A 16743-nucleotide genomic window follows, 5' to 3' on the forward strand; every position below is an offset into this window, starting at 1 on the left:
ATGAGGCATAAATATGAGTGAACAGTATGAAAAGTACTACGTACCGGCCGAGAGCCCCTGGCCGATTGTCGGTGCAGTAGCCATGTTCTTCATCGCTGCAGGCGCGGGTTTAACCGTGATGCAGATGGGTCAAGAAAGCAGCCACGGTCACTACCTGCTATTTGCAGGTATTGCGGTGTTGCTGTACATGTTGGTTAACTGGTTCCGCAATGTGATCAGTGAGTCACATGGGGGTCTGTATTCTGCGCAAATGGACCGTTCGTTTAGACAAGGAATGAGTTGGTTTATCTTCTCAGAAGTGATGTTCTTTGCGGCTTTCTTCGGTGCACTATTTTATGCCCGTATGCTGGCGGTGCCTTGGTTAGGCGGAGACGGCAATAATGTGATGACAGGTGAAGTGCTGTGGCCTGAATTTACATCGGCTTGGCCACTTGAGACTACTCCGGGAGGCACTACGACTCAAGCTATGGGCTGGCAAGGCCTCCCGCTGATCAACACCATTATCTTATTGGTTTCCTCCGTCACTTTGCAGTTTGCCCACACAGCAATCGAAAAAGACAATCGCAAACCATTGGCTATCTTTTTATTGCTCACCATTTTGCTTGGCGCGTTGTTCTTGGGTTTACAAGTACAAGAATACATTCACGCTTATAAAGACTTAGGCTTGAAGCTCGATTCAGGCATTTACGGCAATACCTTCTTCCTTCTCACAGGTTTCCACGGCATGCACGTGACTCTTGGGGCCATCATGCTAACCGTGGTGTTCATTCGAGTATTAAAAGGGCACTTTAGCAGCGAGAAGCATTTCGCATTTCAAGCTGCAGCGTGGTACTGGCACTTTGTAGATGTGGTGTGGCTGTGCCTGTTTGTGTTTGTGTATGTGTTGTAATGGGTGATTGATTAAAGCGCAGCAGCCCGAGTTGCTGCGCAACAAGAATAATAATGAGGACAAGTACGCACAACGCGACTCGCTTGCCCAAAAAATGAGACATAGGCACTTTGTTATCGGATTTTATCATCGCTAACAGCGCCCTAAAGAGGGTGTAAATGACGATTAGCAGTAGCGCAATAATAATAATTTTTATAAGCACGATACGGATGCTCCGAGGTTGGTGGTTGAGTGTTTACAGGTAAGCTTAGCGCAATTTTATGGACAGGGCTGGTTATCCTAACGATAACTGTTTGTACTCGCTTGGGTTTTTGGCAGCTGGAGCGTGCTGAACAAAAGCAGCAAAGGCAACAAATGCTGGATTCATGGTCTGAGCGTGGTGTGCTAGATTTTGCCAATGCCTTGCGTTTTATCGAACAAGGCGATGCCACAGGAATGCAAGTTGCGATTACAGGAGAGGTTTCTACTCAATATTGGTTGCTCGACAATCAGGTTTATCAAGGAAAAGTAGGCTACGACGTATTAGTGTTGGTGTTACCTGATGCGTCTAATCGTTGGTTGCTCGTCAACCTTGGGTTTGTGCCAGCACCTATGACCCGAAATGAACTGCCGATTATAAACCTTCCTAGCGAAATGACGATGCCCCAAGCGCTAATTAAAGACGGCGAGTTGGGCGGTATTACCCTCAAAGATGATATTCAACAAGACGCTTGGCCCAAGCGTATTCAACAAATAGATTTACACAGTATGGCGCAGCAAACTCGTAAGCCAATTCATCCCTTTATGGCTTATGCAGGGCTGGCCAATCGCAGCGTTAACGCTCAGCCACATTATCAGCCAGTAACTATGTCGGCGCAGAAGCACAATGCTTATGCGTTACAGTGGTTTTTGATTGCGCTAGCCGCTTTGGTCATTGCGCTCAGTGCATATTGGCGAGCAAGGAGAACACATGAAAAATAATAAACCGCTCTACTTATTTATTGGTTGCTTTTTAGTGCCAGTGGTAGCCGCCGTATTAGTGCTCAAAAGTGGCTGGTTGCCGGGCGAGCAAAGCAATCATGGTCGATTTTTAGATAAACAGGTGGCACTGGAACAATGGCAAGAGTATCCATTGTCACCATGGACGATTGCAATGGTGAATACGCCGCAATGTGACAACTGTGCCACCCAATGGCAGGACGTACAGGCATTGTATGTGGCATTGGGCAAAAACCAAGGCAAGGTACGTTTGGCCTTGATGGGTCCTGACCTCGATGTTGAAGGTGAGGCACATCCTACATTGCACGTGCAGGATGCTCCCACACAACTGACGCCAGGAAATTTATATTTAATTGATCACCACGGTTTGGTGGTCTTGGAGTACGACTATGTACAGCAACCACAAGAAAATAGGTTGATGCACAAAGGACTATTAAAAGATTTGAAAAAACTTTTGAATTATTCGCGCAGCAGCTAAGAGGCCAGTATGACTAAAAATTATAAACGTCTGGTGTTAATGACGGCATTATTAGCCGTGATGGTGGTGGGGTTAGGTGCGTATACACGCTTGAGCGACGCGGGGTTAGGGTGCCCGGATTGGCCAGGATGTTATGGCTTTTTAACGGTGCCAGACAAAGCCCATGAAATCGCCGCGGCCGAGCAAAGCTTCCCTGGTTTAGAAGTACACCAAGGCAAGGCGCTCAAAGAAATGGTGCATCGCTATTTCGCTGGCACGTTAGGGCTGTTTGATCCTTGCAATAGCGATATATGCATTACGTAATGCCAAGCTTGCGCACATGCCATTGCGGTTACCTGTTGTTTTGTTACTGCTGGTGGTGTTTCAAGCCATGCTGGGAATGTGGACGGTGACCATGAATTTGCAGCCGCTGATTGTAATGGGGCATTTGCTCGGCGGCTTCTCCATCGCAAGTTTGCTTTGGTTACTTTATCTACGTGCTTACAGCAAGCCTGTGTTTGGTGGTGATGCCGGAGCGAAAGCGCTACAAGGGTGGAGCATGGCGGCGCTCTGTATGGTCATTATTCAAATCGCACTGGGAGGGTGGTTAGCAGCGAATTATGCAGCCGCTCATTGCGTTGGCTTCCCGATGTGTGAAGGCAGTGAAGCCTTTTCATTGTCTAAAGTTTTTCACTTACCCATGGAGCATGCTAATTATGAATATGGCGTGCTGTCGTATGACTCTCGAATGTCTATTCATCTACTGCATCGCTTTGGCGCACTGATGACGCTTTTGGTAGTGTTCAGTGCCATGTGGCAGGTGTTTAAAGGCGCATATTCAAGAACAATAAAAAATGCAGTGGTTGCAGTTGTGGCTGCACTCGTAGCGCAGGTCTGTATTGGCATTGCCTTGGTGTTTATGCAAATTCCACTTCTGGTGGCATTAGCGCATAACTTAATGGCTTTATTGCTGTTACTGACGTTGGTGCGCTTGTGTTACCTACAAAAAGCCAAGTGTTAGGGAGAGCTAGTAATGAGTAAAGTTTTATCCGTTAATGCAGTTACCGCAGAGCATACAAGTTGGCGAGATTATCTCGCGATGTGCAAAGCGAAAGTCGTGTTAATGCTGGTACTGACCGGTTGGGTTGGGGTGGCGCTGGCACCTGACATGGATCGTTCTTGGCTGCTGCAATTGGTGAGTTTAACCGCAATTGGTTTGCTCTCAGCAGCCGCTGCAGTGATCAATCATATTGTTGACCGCGAAATTGATACCAAGATGGCACGTACTCGCCATCGCCCTGTTGCAGTTGGCAAAGTGAGTGAAGCCCGTGGTTTTGTTTTTGCCGCTGTTCTTGGTGTCACTGGTTTTGTGGCCTTGGTGGCAGCATCAAATTGGTTGTGTGCCATTTTAACGCTGTTCGCCTTAGTTGGTTATGCGGTGATTTACACCATGTTTCTAAAAAGAGCGACGCCCCAAAATATCGTCATCGGTGGCCTTGCTGGGGCGATGCCTCCCTTGCTTGGTTGGGTCAGTGAAACGGGGCAACTCGCGGCTGCACCTTGGTTGTTAGTCATGATTATATTCACGTGGACGCCACCGCATTTTTGGGCTCTTGCCATTGCGCGTGAAGCCGATTATCGTCGCGCCAATGTACCCATGTTGCCAGTCACCCATGGAATCGATTTTTGTAAAACATGTGTTTTGGGCTACACAGTGATTCTAGCGCTGGTCTGTGTGTTACCTTATTTGATTGGTATGTCAGGGCTATTCTATTTGGCGGCCAGCACGATTCTAAATGCGATGTTTATTGTTTATGCATGGCGATTAAAGCGTAATCCAGAGCATCGAAGTGCCATGGCGGTTTTTAAGTTCTCAATTCTTCATTTAATGTTACTCTTTGTCGCATTATTTATTGATAAATGGGTATTTTATGTCGTTTAGGTGGTTGTGGGCAGGTTGTATGACACTTGCTTTGGTGGGGTGCTCAAAGCCTGAATTAGACGTAGAAGCACTGGTGTATGAGCCCGCAAAGACAATCAATGCGTTTACCTTGGAAGACCAAAATGGTGCTGAGGTGGGTGTGTCCCAATTGCAAGGGCAGTGGGATTTGGTATTCCTTGGGTACACCAGTTGTCCCGATGTATGCCCTATGACTTTGGCTAAATTAAGTCAGGTGGTCAGTAGCTTAGGACGCAAAGACGTGAATGTGTGGTTTGTCTCAGTGGACCCGAATCGAGACACCGCCGCTAAGCGACGCCAGTACATCACCTATTTCAATCCCGATTTCAAAGCGGTCTCAGGACCGCATCCACAGCTTTACCCATTTGTCCAAAATTTAGGGTTAATTTATGCAATTTCAGAAGAGCAAACGGGTAATTACCTCGTTGACCACAGTGCTTCGGTTGTTTTGGTCGATCCCGAAGGGTTAATTCGGGCCATCTTTAAACCTGAATATGCTGTTGGCTCTGTACCTACAATAAATACTGATACAATGACTGCCGAGTTGCACGCAATCATCAATTACTATTCACACTGATAAAATTCCCTTCTACCTCTGTATCTCTTAGATTTGGGGCTTGATCACCTAAGCCCCTCTTTAGCTGAAAGAAATTTTTACATCATCGACTGGCAATCTAGTTAACTGTGTCTAAGCTTTTGAATAGACGCTAGTAAATTACAAGCATAATTTATGTTGAAACTGCCCAATGAGATGACGATTTCTCAGGTTGAAGCATTACATACAGAACTACAAGCACAGCTGCAAAGCGACAGTAATGTGTGCCTTGATATCAGTGAAGTGACCAAAGCAGATACCGCATGCGTGCAACTTTTATGTGCCTTACAAAAAAGTCTGCAATTGGGGGATCACGCCATTGTGTGGGAAGGCGCAAGCGAAGCACTTGAAAATGCGTGTGAAACATTGGGTGTCGCGAACTACCTAGCACTGAATGGAAATAGATAATATTTTAGAGGGTGTCTATGAAAAAGATTTTAGCTGTTGATGACTCTGCATCAATGCGCCAAATGGTGAGTTTTACTCTCAAAAAAGCGGGCTTTGATGTAACCGAGGCGAAAGATGGTAGTGAAGCGCTGGCGATAGCTAAACAAAACAAATTTGACGCGGTCATCTCGGACGTCAATATGCCCATCATGGATGGCATCACCCTAATCCGTGAGTTGAGAGGACTACCTGACTATAAATTCACACCCTTGTTGATGCTAACCACTGAGTCTGGTTTGGACAAAAAGTCAGAAGGTAAAGCGGCGGGGGCCACTGGGTGGATAGTGAAGCCGTTCAACCCTGACCAATTGCTGGCCGTTCTCAAAAAAGTTATTCGTTAAGAGCCGCGGCCTATGAGTATCGATCTCAGTCAATTTTTTGAAGTCTTCTTCGAAGAAAGCTTTGAGGGCTTAGATGCCATGGAAACAGAGCTTCTAAACCTCACTCCTGGCGATACTGATAGCGAGACGTTAAATACCATTTTTCGCGCTGCACATTCCATTAAAGGCGGCAGTGGCACCTTTGGATTTGCCTCGGTGTCCGATTTCACTCATGTACTCGAAACCCTACTAGACCAAATCCGCCAAGGTCAACGAGAGCTTACAGCTGAGCATGTTAACTTACTGCTGCAATCGGTGGATTGCTTACGCGAAATGCTCAGGGCTTTGCAAAGTGAGCAAGAACCGGATCTCACCGTCGCGGGTGAATTAAAACAAAAGTTCGAGGTGATTTTAGGTTTAGCATCTCAGGTGGAATCACAAGATCCCGTTGAATATCGTGTAACTAATGAAAAAGAAACGCAGACGTTCCAAATAAACTTCAAGCCTCATCATCATTTATTTAAAACCGGCAATGAACCTTTGTACATGCTCAGCGACTTGGCGGAATTAGGTCATTTAGAAGTGCACTCTGAGCTAGGTGCTATTCCTGCGATTGATCAGTTGCAAAGTGATGAGTGTTTTATGTCGTGGCAGTTATTCCTCGAAACCGACGCAAAAAAAGAACAAATCGAAGAAGTGTTCGAGTGGGTTGAAGATGACGCCGACATAGAAATTACCTTGTGTGGTGGTCTATTTGCTGAACAGCAGCAAGCACAAGATACTCAACCTCCTAACGCGACAGACGAAAATAACGAAGAATCAGGACAATCAGCCCCTGTTACAACCCCTGCGACTGCAGGAGCAGTTGCAACTGCGGCTGCAAAAGCAGGCAAACCTGCGAAGAAATCATCCAGCAATGAATCCACTTCTATCCGCGTTGGTATTGATAAAATTGATTCACTTATCAACATGGTAGGCGAGCTGGTTATTACCCAATCCATGCTCAGCCAACTCAGTGAGCAAGAAATTACAGAGCATACTTTAGCTGCGTTGCAAGAGGGCTTAGCGCAACTTGCCCACAACACGCGAGACCTACAAGAAAACGTGATGCGTATTCGCATGCTCCCCATCAGTTTTGTATTTAGCCGTTTCCCCCGTTTGGTGCGTGATATCTCACAAAAGCTCAACAAAAATGTTGAGTTGAAAATTCTTGGGGAAGCCACCGAACTAGATAAAACGGTAATGGAAAAGATTTCTGATCCCATGGTGCATCTGGTGCGAAACTCTCTCGATCACGGTTTAGAAACACCAGAGCAGCGTGAGGCGGCGGGTAAAGAGCCTATCGGTACGGTCACGCTTAACGCCTTCCACCAAGGTGGCAATATCGTCATCGAAATTATGGATGATGGACGCGGTTTAAATACCGAAAAAATCAAGGAAAAAGCTATCGCAAATGGCCTTATCAATCCGCAGGACGATCTCAGTGAAGAGAAAGTCCACGAGCTGATATTTGAACCTGGTTTTTCAACCGCTGATGAGGTGAGCGACATCTCTGGGCGCGGTGTTGGCATGGATGTGGTTAAGTCCAACATCTCGGATTTGAACGGCTCGATAGAAGTGGCATCGAGCGCTGGCGTGGGGTCGACCTTTACCATCCGCTTACCGCTTACCCTAGCAATCTTGGATGGTCAGTTGGTGCGAGTCGACAAGCACACATACATAGTGCCGCTTATTTCCATCGTCGAATCGTTGCAGATTGATACCGCAAAAGTGAGTACGGTCGGCAGTGGTCTAGAAGTGCTGCGTCTACGCGATGAATACATCCCTATTTTGCGTTTATACAAGATATTTAATCATCCCAATGCCATTACTGAGCTCAGTAAAGCCCTGCTCGTGGTGGTGGAAAATGACAATCAAAAAGTGGGTTTGCTGGTGGATGACTTACTGGCACAACAGCAGGTAGTGATAAAAAGCTTAGAAGCTAACTATCAGCGGGTAGACGGCATCTCGGGAGCCACTATTTTAGGGGACGGCAGAGTGTCTTTGATTGTTGATATTGCGGGATTAATTAAGTTAGCAGGCCTTAAAAAGCCAGGCTCGCAAGACAGCATGTTAGATGCTGCTCTGCTGCATGAGGAGCAGGCATGAAGGTAGAAGGTATTGATGAGTACATAGTGCTGCAAAACCACCAAGGTGAAGTGCAGCAGTACCTCACGTTTATGATGGCTGCAGAAGAGTACGGCGTCGATATTCTTAAGGTGCAAGAGATCCGCGGTTGGGAAGAAATAACAGAAATCCCGAACGCGCCTGATTTCATTAAAGGGGTGATTAATCTGCGCGGCACCATTGTACCCATCATTGATTTACGCTTGCGTTTTACCATTGCCCACAAGGAATACGGCCCCTTAACTGTGGTCATTATTGTCAAAGAATACGTGGGCGATAAAGAGAAGGTTGTTGGTTTGGTTGTTGATGCGGTGTCCGATGTATACACCATCAATAACGATGATGCGCGATCAGCGCCAGAGTTTCATGATTCTACGGACAATGAATTCGTAGACAGGCTGGTAAATGTGGGTGACAAGATGGTTATCTTGCTCGATTTACCAAAAATTATTGATTGTTGATACTGAATTAGCACGAACAGGGTGGATTAAAAATGGTCTGGTTTACTAAGGAATCGAAAGACACAGGTGAAGATGCGCTGGTGTTACAGGCGCTGAACCGCTCGCAGGCGGTGATCGAATTCGAACCCTCGGGTATGATCATTACCGCCAATGATAACTTCCTCAACGTGATGGGCTACCGACTGGACGAAATTCGCGGTCAACATCACAGAATGTTTGTGCCTGCCAACGAATCTTCAAGTCCAGAATACAGTGCTTTTTGGCAGCGTTTGGGACGCGGTGAATTTATCGCCGATGAGTTTAAACGAGTTTCCAAAAATGGCGAAGATGTGTGGATTCAAGCTTCATACAACCCTGTTTTAGATAAGCAGGGGCGTGTACTCAAAGTAGTCAAAGTCGCTACAGATATCACACAGAACAAACTTAAAACGGCCGAATTAGAGGGACAAGTCGATGCCATCGGTCGTTCGCAAGCAGTCATTGAGTTCGATTTAAGTGGCAATATTCTGACTGCCAACGATAACTTTTTGCAAACCATGGGTTATCAACTCAATGAGATCAAAGGCCAACATCACCGGATGTTTGTAACACCCGAGTTTGCGGCGAGCGCTGAGTACAGCGACTTTTGGCAACGTTTGGCTCGTGGTGAGTACAATAGCGGTCAGTACCAACGTGTGGGTAAAGGAGGGCGGGAAGTCTGGATTCAAGCTTCGTACAATCCCATTATCGACATGACAGGCAAGCCTATAAAAGTGGTTAAATACGCAAGTGACATCACTGAGCAACGCACTGAACAGATGAAAGCTAAAGAATCTGCCAAGCTGGTTAATGCCCTTAAGGTATGCCAAGCCAATGTCATGATGGCGAACAATGACCTTGAAATCGTCTACGTGAACGACCAAGTTCTAAAAATGCTGCGTAATCGTGAGGCCCAATTACAAACTGTGCTGCCAAATTTTAAAGTCAGTACGTTAATCGGAACCTGCGTGGATGATTTCCATAAAAATCCAGCGCACCAGCGTGGCATGCTCTCGCGTTTAACTGAACCGTACAACACCAATCTCAAATTGGCGGGACTGACCTTTAATCTCATTGCCACACCTTGGTTTGATCTTGACGGCAATCGTCTGGGCACCATCGTTGAGTGGCAGGATATTACCGAAGAGCTTGCTCGCTCCGAACATGAGAAGCAAACCGCAAGGGAAAACCTGCGTGTGCGTCACGCCCTTGATAATGTTGCTACCAACACCATGATTGCCGACGCTGAGCACAATATCGTGTATATGAACAAAGCGGTGGTGAACATGATGCGCAATGCTGAGCAAGATTTGCGACGCGATCTACCGAACTTTGATAGCAATAACCTTGTTGGTCAGAACATTGATGTGTTCCACAAGAACCCAGCACATCAACGAGGCATGTTAGCGAAGCTATCAACAACTTATCGTACACAAATCGTTGTTGGTGGCCGCACCTTCTCACTCATCGCTAACCCAATTATGACAGAAGAAGGCGACCGCGCGGGTACCGTCGTAGAGTGGTCTGATAGAACAGCTGAAGTCGCGATTGAAGGTGAAATCGATAAATTGGTTAACGCCGCTCGCGGCGGTGAACTGGATGCTCGCGTCAGTGTCGATGGCAAAGAAGGCTTCTTCTTACGCTTGTCGCAAGGTCTGAATAACCTTGTTGAGGTGGTTGACGACGCGGTAGCTGAAACTGCAATTATGCTCGATGCACTCGCCCATGGTGATCTCACCAAACGTATTGACCGAGACTTCCAAGGTGCCTTTGAAAAACTCAAACGCGATGCCAATAGCACGGCAGATAAGCTGACTGAGGTCATTGACAAAGTCAGCGGTTCGGCGAACTTAGTTGCGACGGGGGCGGAAGAGATTTCGCAAGGTAATACAGACTTGAGTCAACGTACTGAAGAGCAAGCTTCTTCGCTTGAAGAAACTGCGTCAAGTATGGAAGAGATGACCAGTACGGTGCGCCAAAATGCAGACAACGCCAAAGTGGCCAGTGAACTGGCTGCACAAACATGCGACAAAGCGAAACACGGTGGTGAGGTGGTGAATCGCGCTGTAACAGGTATGGCCGAAATTAATGAATCGAGTAAGAAGATTGCCGACATCATTGGCGTTATCGACGAAATCGCTTTCCAAACCAACCTTCTGGCACTGAACGCTGCGGTTGAAGCCGCGCGTGCAGGTGAACAAGGTCGTGGTTTTGCGGTGGTTGCTGGAGAAGTTCGCAATCTAGCGCAACGCTCTGCGGGTGCAGCGAAAGAAATTAAAGAGCTGATCCGTGATAGCGTGGGCAAAGTGGAAGATGGCTCAACATTAGTGAATGAATCTGGGGCAACCTTGCAGGACATTGTCGAGTCAGTCCAACGCGTGTCACAAATGATAGCTGATATTTCGCAAGCCTCGGCGGAGCAAAGCTCAGGTATTGAGCAAGTAAATAAAGCTGTTGCACAAATGGATGAAATGACCCAGCAAAATGCCGCATTGGTTGAAGAGGCCTCTGCTGCGAGTGAATCAATGGCAGAGCAAGCCAACAGCATGCGTCAGATGTTGAGTTTCTTCTCTGTGAACATGTCGTCAGGATTACCGGACTCTCGCCCAGTTGCACCGCCTGTGAAGCGTTTAAATGGCTCAACATCCCGTACGACGCCTAACCCGCCAGCAGGTAACAACTTTGTTGATGACGGCGATGAATGGGAAGAGTTTTAACCACATACTCGAAATGCGCCGCAATGGCGCCTGATAAACGTGAATTAGGGCTCGGAAATGGCGGAATTTACCTTTACGGATAAAGATTTTAAGAATATTTCCGAGCGCGTCTATCAGGCGTGTGGCATCGTTCTTGGTCCTCATAAACGAGAAATGGTGTATTCGCGACTTGCGAAGCGTTTACGCCAGTTTGGTTTCACCCAGTTTAGTCAGTATCTTGAATATTTAGATGGTCATGCAGGAGATGAATTTAGCAACTTCATCAATGCATTGACCACTAACCTCACGTCGTTTTATCGTGAAAAACACCATTTCGACTTTCTCGAAAAAGTGTTACTTCCCAAGCTGTTAAAGGACAACGCAGCTAATCGTAAAATTCGTATTTGGTCAGCGGGATGTTCCACTGGCGAGGAACCGTACTCAATTGCTATGTCGGTTGCCAAAGTATGTCCCCGTACAGGCTGGGATATCAAAATTTTGGCCACAGATTTAGACTCCAACGTGTTAGCAACGGCGCAGCAAGGGGTGTATAACCAACGGCAAATTACTGGAATTCCTGAGCCACTCATCAAACAATGGTTTTTAAAAAGTCGCCATGGTGATCAACTTAAAGTGAAACCTGCGCTACAAAAATACATTACCTTTAAGCGTTTGAACTTATTAGAGCCTTGGCCAATGAAAGGCCAGTTTGACGTGATTTTCTGCCGCAACGTGGTGATTTACTTTGATAAAACCACTAAGGAATATTTGTACGATCAGTTCGCGCAGCGGCTTACAAATTTCGGTCATCTATTTTTAGGGCACTCAGAGAGTATGGGCAAAGATCAGCACCAGTTTCGCAATCTTGGTCGCACTATGTATGTAAAGGCGCATAACTAAATGCATGCTTTTCATCCTACATTAGCAGGCTTCGAACACATCAAGCGATTTTGGGATTCCAGTCGGCACAAGGTGATGGCCAAGGTTTTGCCGGGTGAGTTTTATGTGACCAAGCAAGATGAGCTGATATCTACAGTGTTAGGTTCGTGTATCTCTGCGTGTATATACGACCCGGTGATGGGCATCGGTGGTATGAATCACTTTATGCTACCAACCTCACTTAAGTTTGATGAGATTGACCCTGATAACACCGATTGTCGCTATGGTAATTGGGCGATGGAAATTCTACTCAACGAGATTATTAAAAACGGTGGTAGCCGCAAAAACTTAAAGGTGAAGTTATTTGGTGGTGGCAAGATTATTCGTGCAATGACTGATGTTGGCGTGGGTAATATCCGTTTTGCTAATGCGTATGTGAAAGAGGAAGGGCTCAACTTAGTTGCTCATGATGTCGGCGGGCCTTGGCCCCGGAAAATCATTTTTCACCCAGAATCTGGCAGTGTTAAGATGAAAAAACTACAGACGATGCACAACGATACAATTCAAAAACGTGAGCTAAAATACCTTCACGACATTGAAACACAAGAGACGAGCACGGACATTGAGCTGTTTTAAAAGGCGCGGGACACTATGATTCGAGTATTAATAGTTGATGATTCACCACTTATTCAATCCTTGTTGACAGAAATTATCGGTCAAACCAAGGACATGGAGGTGGTAGCCTGTGCCAGCAATCCTTACCAAGCGCGTGAGCTTATTAAACAGTATAATCCTGATGTGCTGACATTAGATGTAGAGATGCCAAAAATGGACGGCATTAGCTTCTTAAAAAACTTGATGCGCCTACGTCCGATGCCTGTGGTGATGATATCGACGTTAACGCAACAAGGTGCGCCTATTACTTTAGAAGCACTGGAAATTGGCGCCGTTGACTTTGTGGCCAAACCTACAGCAAATGTAGCAGATGAAATGCATTCCTACGCACAAACTCTGCAACAGAAAGTGCGGACGGCGGCAGGGGCGAATGTGCGACGCCACGCCAAAGCCAGCCCGCCGCCAAGTCGCACGGGAACCGAACAAAATATTGAATTCAAACTCAGTCAGTTAATTGCTATTGGGGCATCGACAGGTGGCACAGAAGCAATCAAAGAAGTGATCACTCGCTTACCTGCAAATTTTCCCCCTGTGGTCATCACTCAGCATATACCACCTGTTTTCAGTAAGTCTTTTGCGGTTCGTATGGATACCATGTGTGCGATGACCGTGCATGAAGCGGCAGATGGACAACAGATCAAAACCGGTAATATATACATCGCGCCGGGTGGCGAGCACTTATTGCTCGAACGCAACGGCGGAAAAATTGTCTGTCGCTTGTCCTCAGCACCTCCCGTGAACCGCCATCGCCCTGCGGTGGATGTAATGTTCAATTCAATCGTTGAACAAGATTTAGCAAAACGGACATGCGCAGTATTGCTAACAGGTATGGGAGCTGATGGCGCTCAAGGGTTACTCAACCTGCGCAATGCAGGTTCAGTGACTGCGGCTCAGGATCAAGCGAGTTCCGTGGTGTGGGGGATGCCTAAGGCCGCGATTGATCTTGGGGCGGCCAGAGATACAGTAAGTTTGCAAGAATGCCCGTCTTGGCTTATTCAGCAGGCGAAGAAGTGATCGCCCAAGGCTGCGAAAACCAATAATAGCGCCCCGCTTGACCTTTTACTGGTGCAGTGCAGTTATAGCGAGCACGCCCTTGTGCTAAAGGTTGTTGCGCGACAATGTGTGCAACATTGTTCTCTTCCCACTTCACTTCTGCGCGGCCTTGGCCTGATACATAACAGGCAAACTGCGCGTTGGTGAAAGGTTTTTCAGTAAATTCAATACGCAATTCTGGTAGGGTCTGTGTGGTCACTGTATCAGCATAATCGAGCTTAGCGATATTAAATGGCAGTGAGGCGAGTTTAGTGCCGAGTGTCTCTAGGTCAGCATAAAAGCCGGATGCAGGGAAACGCGGTAAACGCGTAATATCGTTGTTATCATCGAGCGCCCCTGAATGTTGGCCAATGCCTACATAGCCCAACTCAGCAACTAAGTTCTGCAAAGCGCGATCAAATTCGCCGTAGGGGTAAGCAAGGTACTTGACGCTGTAACCTAACTCTTGCCCAATACGTTGCTCAGCGGCTGTGATATCGTCCTTAATGCGTTTGTGCCACTGTTGTTGTGTTTCTGTGGCTAGTTTGTGATGCAGGTAGTCGTGGCGGCTACTGTGATTGGCTATTAAAGCACCTTGTTTGCTCAAGGTGCGCAATTGCTCCCAGGTCATCACATACCCTTTGCCTTCATCAATAAGCGCTGGGTTGACGAAAATAGTGTAGGGATAATTGAATTCAGCCAAGATTGGCGCAGCCGCTTCAATATTATTGTCGTAACCATCATCGAAGGTGATAGCCACCGTTTTGTCTGGGAATGCTCGGCCCTCACGTAAGCCTTCAATCAAGGTATCAAGCGCCACAACATTGAAGTTCTTTTTTTGCAAATAGTTCAGGTGAGCACGAAACGTCTCGCTTTCAACACTGGTTACCTTAGGCAAGGTTTTACTTACATGATGATACTGTAGAATAACCGCTGCTTGTGTTGACGTGCTGCAAAGAGCGAATAAAGAGAAAAATAAATGGGAAAACTTTCTAAACATAATAAGACTCACCATAAAAGCTTATTGTTGCTCGCTGGGCCTATGATTCTATCGAACATCACTGTGCCTTTGCTAGGTCTAGTTGATACGGCAGTCATAGGTCACCTTGGGAGCGCCCATTATTTAGCAGGCATTGCTCTCGGTGCAACGGTTATTTCCATGTTGTTTTGGCTGGTGGGCTTTTTACGTATGAGCACGACAGGCTTGATTGCTTCAGCCTTCGGAGCGGATGATAAGTCGGGCTTAGTGAGTTCTCTGCAAAAAAGTGTGTGTCTTGCCTTGCTGGTGGCGGCATTGTTGTTGCTACTTCAACATCCCATAGCCAATGTTATGGCGATGCTCTCAGATGCTTCACAGCAAACGCTCACTCAAGCGTTTAATTACTTCCATATTCGAATTTATAGTGCGCCTGCCGCGCTGATTAATTTAGTGCTGTTGGGCTGGATGTTGGGGGTGCAATATGGGCGAGGGCCATTTTATTTAGTGCTGCTCACCAATGTGGTGAATATCGTGCTCGATATTTACTTTGTTATTGGCTTGGGGCTCGAGGTAAAAGGCGCTGCGCTGGCATCGGTGATCGCTGATTACTGTGCACTGATGTTTGCGTTGTGGATGGTTGCTCGCTTGTTCGTGAAACTAAGATTAACTTGGACATGGCCAACATCTCTCAAAGTACTCAATATAGGTGCTTTGCTGCGCCTCAATGGCGATATTTTCTTCCGTTCCTTAATGCTGCAATTGTGTTTTAGTTTTATGACCTTTTATGGAGCCCGCATTGGCGATACGGTGCTTGCAGCCAATGCTGTGCTGATGAACTTCTTGTTGCTCATCAGCTTTGCGATGGATGGCATCGCCTACGCCTCAGAGGCCAAAGTTGGGCAAGCACGCGGTGCAAAAAAGGCGGATGAGGTGCAAATGTGGGTGAGCATTAGCGTGCAATGGGGCGCTATCTTTGCGTGTCTTTACGCACTGTTTTTCTTAGTCGTTGGCGAACAAATTATTCGCTTACTTACCGATGTGCCTGCGGTGAATGATTTGGCGGTTAATTACTTACCCTGGCTGATTGGTATGCCTTTATTAGCGATGGCCTGTTTTATCTTTGATGGGGTGTTTGTGGGTTTGATGCGTGCGAAAGATATGCGCAATACCATGATCTTATCAGCAGTGATCGGTTTCTTTGGCGTGTTCTTATTGACTCACCATTGGGGAAATCATGCTCTATGGGCCGCAATGAGTGCATTTATGACCATGCGCGGAATTACTTTGGTAATTCGGTATCGTCAGTTGGTAGGTGCACATCAGTTACTGCAATGACTTGGGCGAAGCGATTTGCGAATATACCAAGATAACCCCAAGCAGCAAAAAACAGTGCCACAGCGAGAACGGCTAAACCGGGGATTTGTAACCAAGGTTGGTAGGCATAGCCGCCAAGAATTAGGGCGACGGCAATAGCGAACAAAGCAAGCCCAGTTAAGAAACGCTTGAGGCTCAGCTTGGGCTCAGAGCCCAAGCGATACACTAAGGATTTAAACTTAGTAGTATGAGTGGTCACCACGGTTGTGCTCAGTAATGTCGCGGACGCCAGTGATCTCATCGAATTTCTCGATCATTTCTTTCTCGATACCGTCTTTAAGTGTAACGTCGATCATCGAGCAACCATTACAACCGCCACCAAATTGGAGTACAGCGATGCCTTCAGCTGTGATTTCAACAAGTTGTACTTGGCCACCGTGATTGGCAAGCTGTGGGTTCACTTCTGTTACCAGCATGTGCTCAACACGCTCTTCTAGCGATGCATCGTTAGAGAGCTTACGCGCTTTCGCGTTGGGAGCTTTTAACGTCAGCTGAGTGCCCATCTTGTCAGTTACGAAGTCGATTTCAGCTTCTTCTAAAAACGGTGCACTTTCTTTATCAACAACCGCATCAAAACCATTAAAGTTAAGGCGGATGTCGTCTTCTTCAACCGCATCAGCAGGGCAGTATGAAACGCCACACTCAGCTTGCGACGTGCCAGGGTTGACAACGAAAACGCGGATATTTGTACCATCTGCTTGTTCTGAAAGCAGTTTTGCAAAGTGACTTTGCGCAGTTTCTGAAATTGTGATCATAGTAACAACACTATACTTGACTGTTTTACTCGGTTAATCGCTATGATACTCCGCTCATCGCG

The 16743-nt window shown here is 46.7% G+C and carries 18 protein-coding genes and 1 pseudogene; 15 read left to right on the forward strand and 4 right to left on the reverse strand.

Annotated elements, in window-relative coordinates:
- Nucleotides 1–13 precede the first annotated feature (13 nt).
- Complete coding sequence (locus ACH19P_RS02975) at nt 14–889, forward strand: cytochrome c oxidase subunit 3 (protein ID WP_462157020.1); 876 nt, start codon at nt 14–16, stop codon at nt 887–889.
- Here ACH19P_RS02975 and ACH19P_RS02980 read toward each other — a convergent pair.
- Nucleotides 789–1091 (reverse strand): DUF2909 family protein, encoded by a 303-nt coding sequence (locus tag ACH19P_RS02980; protein ID WP_462157021.1) that lies wholly within the window; start codon nt 1089–1091, stop codon nt 789–791. The two genes, ACH19P_RS02975 and ACH19P_RS02980, sit on opposite strands and share 101 nt — an antisense overlap.
- Before the next feature lie 29 nt (nt 1092–1120).
- Here ACH19P_RS02980 and ACH19P_RS02985 point away from each other — a divergent pair, with 29 nt between their 5' ends.
- From ACH19P_RS02985 to ACH19P_RS03045, 13 genes and pseudogenes are all read left to right on the forward strand, one after another.
- Nucleotides 1121–1849: an SURF1 family protein gene (locus ACH19P_RS02985; protein WP_462157022.1), complete on the forward strand. Its 729-nt coding sequence runs from the start codon at nt 1121–1123 to the stop codon at nt 1847–1849.
- Nucleotides 1839–2345 carry a transmembrane cytochrome oxidase associated protein gene (locus tag ACH19P_RS02990; RefSeq protein ID WP_462157023.1) on the forward strand — a complete coding sequence of 169 codons (507 nt, stop codon included), beginning with the start codon at nt 1839–1841 and terminating at the stop codon, nt 2343–2345. Before ACH19P_RS02985 ends, ACH19P_RS02990 begins: the two co-directional genes overlap by 11 nt.
- A 9-nt stretch (nt 2346–2354) precedes the next feature.
- Nucleotides 2355–3345, forward strand: a pseudogene (locus ACH19P_RS02995) (COX15/CtaA family protein).
- A 12-nt stretch (nt 3346–3357) separates the two neighbouring features.
- Nucleotides 3358–4266: a heme o synthase gene (gene cyoE, locus ACH19P_RS03000; protein WP_462157024.1), complete on the forward strand. Its 909-nt coding sequence runs from the start codon at nt 3358–3360 to the stop codon at nt 4264–4266.
- Nucleotides 4256–4861 (forward strand): SCO family protein, encoded by a 606-nt coding sequence (locus tag ACH19P_RS03005; protein WP_462157025.1) that lies wholly within the window; start codon nt 4256–4258, stop codon nt 4859–4861. Before cyoE ends, ACH19P_RS03005 begins: the two co-directional genes overlap by 11 nt.
- A 153-nt stretch (nt 4862–5014) precedes the next feature.
- Nucleotides 5015–5287 (forward strand): STAS domain-containing protein, encoded by a 273-nt coding sequence (locus ACH19P_RS03010; RefSeq protein WP_462157026.1) that lies wholly within the window; start codon nt 5015–5017, stop codon nt 5285–5287.
- A 17-nt stretch (nt 5288–5304) separates the two neighbouring features.
- A complete protein-coding gene (locus ACH19P_RS03015) occupies nt 5305–5667 on the forward strand; it encodes a response regulator (RefSeq protein ID WP_462157027.1) in 363 nt (120 codons plus the stop codon).
- Between the two features lie 12 nt (nt 5668–5679).
- Nucleotides 5680–7794, forward strand: a complete 2115-nt coding sequence (locus tag ACH19P_RS03020; protein WP_462157028.1) for a chemotaxis protein CheA — start codon at nt 5680–5682, stop codon at nt 7792–7794.
- Nucleotides 7791–8273, forward strand: coding sequence for a chemotaxis protein CheW (locus tag ACH19P_RS03025; RefSeq protein WP_462157029.1), 483 nt, complete (start codon nt 7791–7793; stop codon nt 8271–8273). Before ACH19P_RS03020 ends, ACH19P_RS03025 begins: the two co-directional genes overlap by 4 nt.
- A 32-nt stretch (nt 8274–8305) precedes the next feature.
- Nucleotides 8306–11008: a methyl-accepting chemotaxis protein gene (locus ACH19P_RS03030; protein ID WP_462157030.1), complete on the forward strand. Its 2703-nt coding sequence runs from the start codon at nt 8306–8308 to the stop codon at nt 11006–11008.
- Between the two features lie 57 nt (nt 11009–11065).
- The gene (locus ACH19P_RS03035) at nt 11066–11887 is read left to right on the forward strand and encodes a CheR family methyltransferase (RefSeq protein WP_462157031.1); all 822 of its coding nucleotides are present in this window, start codon (nt 11066–11068) and stop codon (nt 11885–11887) included.
- Entirely contained in the window at nt 11888–12502 is a 615-nt protein-coding gene (gene cheD / locus ACH19P_RS03040) for a chemoreceptor glutamine deamidase CheD (RefSeq protein ID WP_462157032.1), read from the forward strand.
- A 15-nt stretch (nt 12503–12517) separates the two neighbouring features.
- Entirely contained in the window at nt 12518–13555 is a 1038-nt protein-coding gene (locus ACH19P_RS03045; protein WP_462157033.1) for a protein-glutamate methylesterase/protein-glutamine glutaminase, read from the forward strand.
- Here ACH19P_RS03045 and ACH19P_RS03050 read toward each other — a convergent pair.
- Nucleotides 13533–14573 carry a polysaccharide deacetylase family protein gene (locus ACH19P_RS03050; RefSeq protein WP_462157034.1) on the reverse strand — a complete coding sequence of 347 codons (1041 nt, stop codon included), beginning with the start codon at nt 14571–14573 and terminating at the stop codon, nt 13533–13535. The two genes, ACH19P_RS03045 and ACH19P_RS03050, sit on opposite strands and share 23 nt — an antisense overlap.
- A gap of 42 nt (nt 14574–14615) precedes the next feature.
- On the opposite strand from ACH19P_RS03050, the gene dinF reads away from it, so the two are divergent.
- Entirely contained in the window at nt 14616–15887 is a 1272-nt protein-coding gene (gene dinF / locus ACH19P_RS03055) for an MATE family efflux transporter DinF (protein WP_462159300.1), read from the forward strand.
- Here dinF and ACH19P_RS03060 read toward each other — a convergent pair.
- Nucleotides 15832–16125 (reverse strand): hypothetical protein, encoded by a 294-nt coding sequence (locus tag ACH19P_RS03060; protein WP_462157035.1) that lies wholly within the window; start codon nt 16123–16125, stop codon nt 15832–15834. The genes dinF and ACH19P_RS03060 overlap by 56 nt on opposite strands.
- Complete coding sequence (gene nfuA / locus ACH19P_RS03065) at nt 16106–16681, reverse strand: Fe-S biogenesis protein NfuA (protein WP_462157037.1); 576 nt, start codon at nt 16679–16681, stop codon at nt 16106–16108. The genes ACH19P_RS03060 and nfuA overlap by 20 nt, the downstream gene beginning before the upstream one ends.
- Nucleotides 16682–16743 lie beyond the last annotated feature (62 nt).

It is taken from the genome of Pseudoalteromonas sp. GB56 (genome assembly GCF_054923835.1).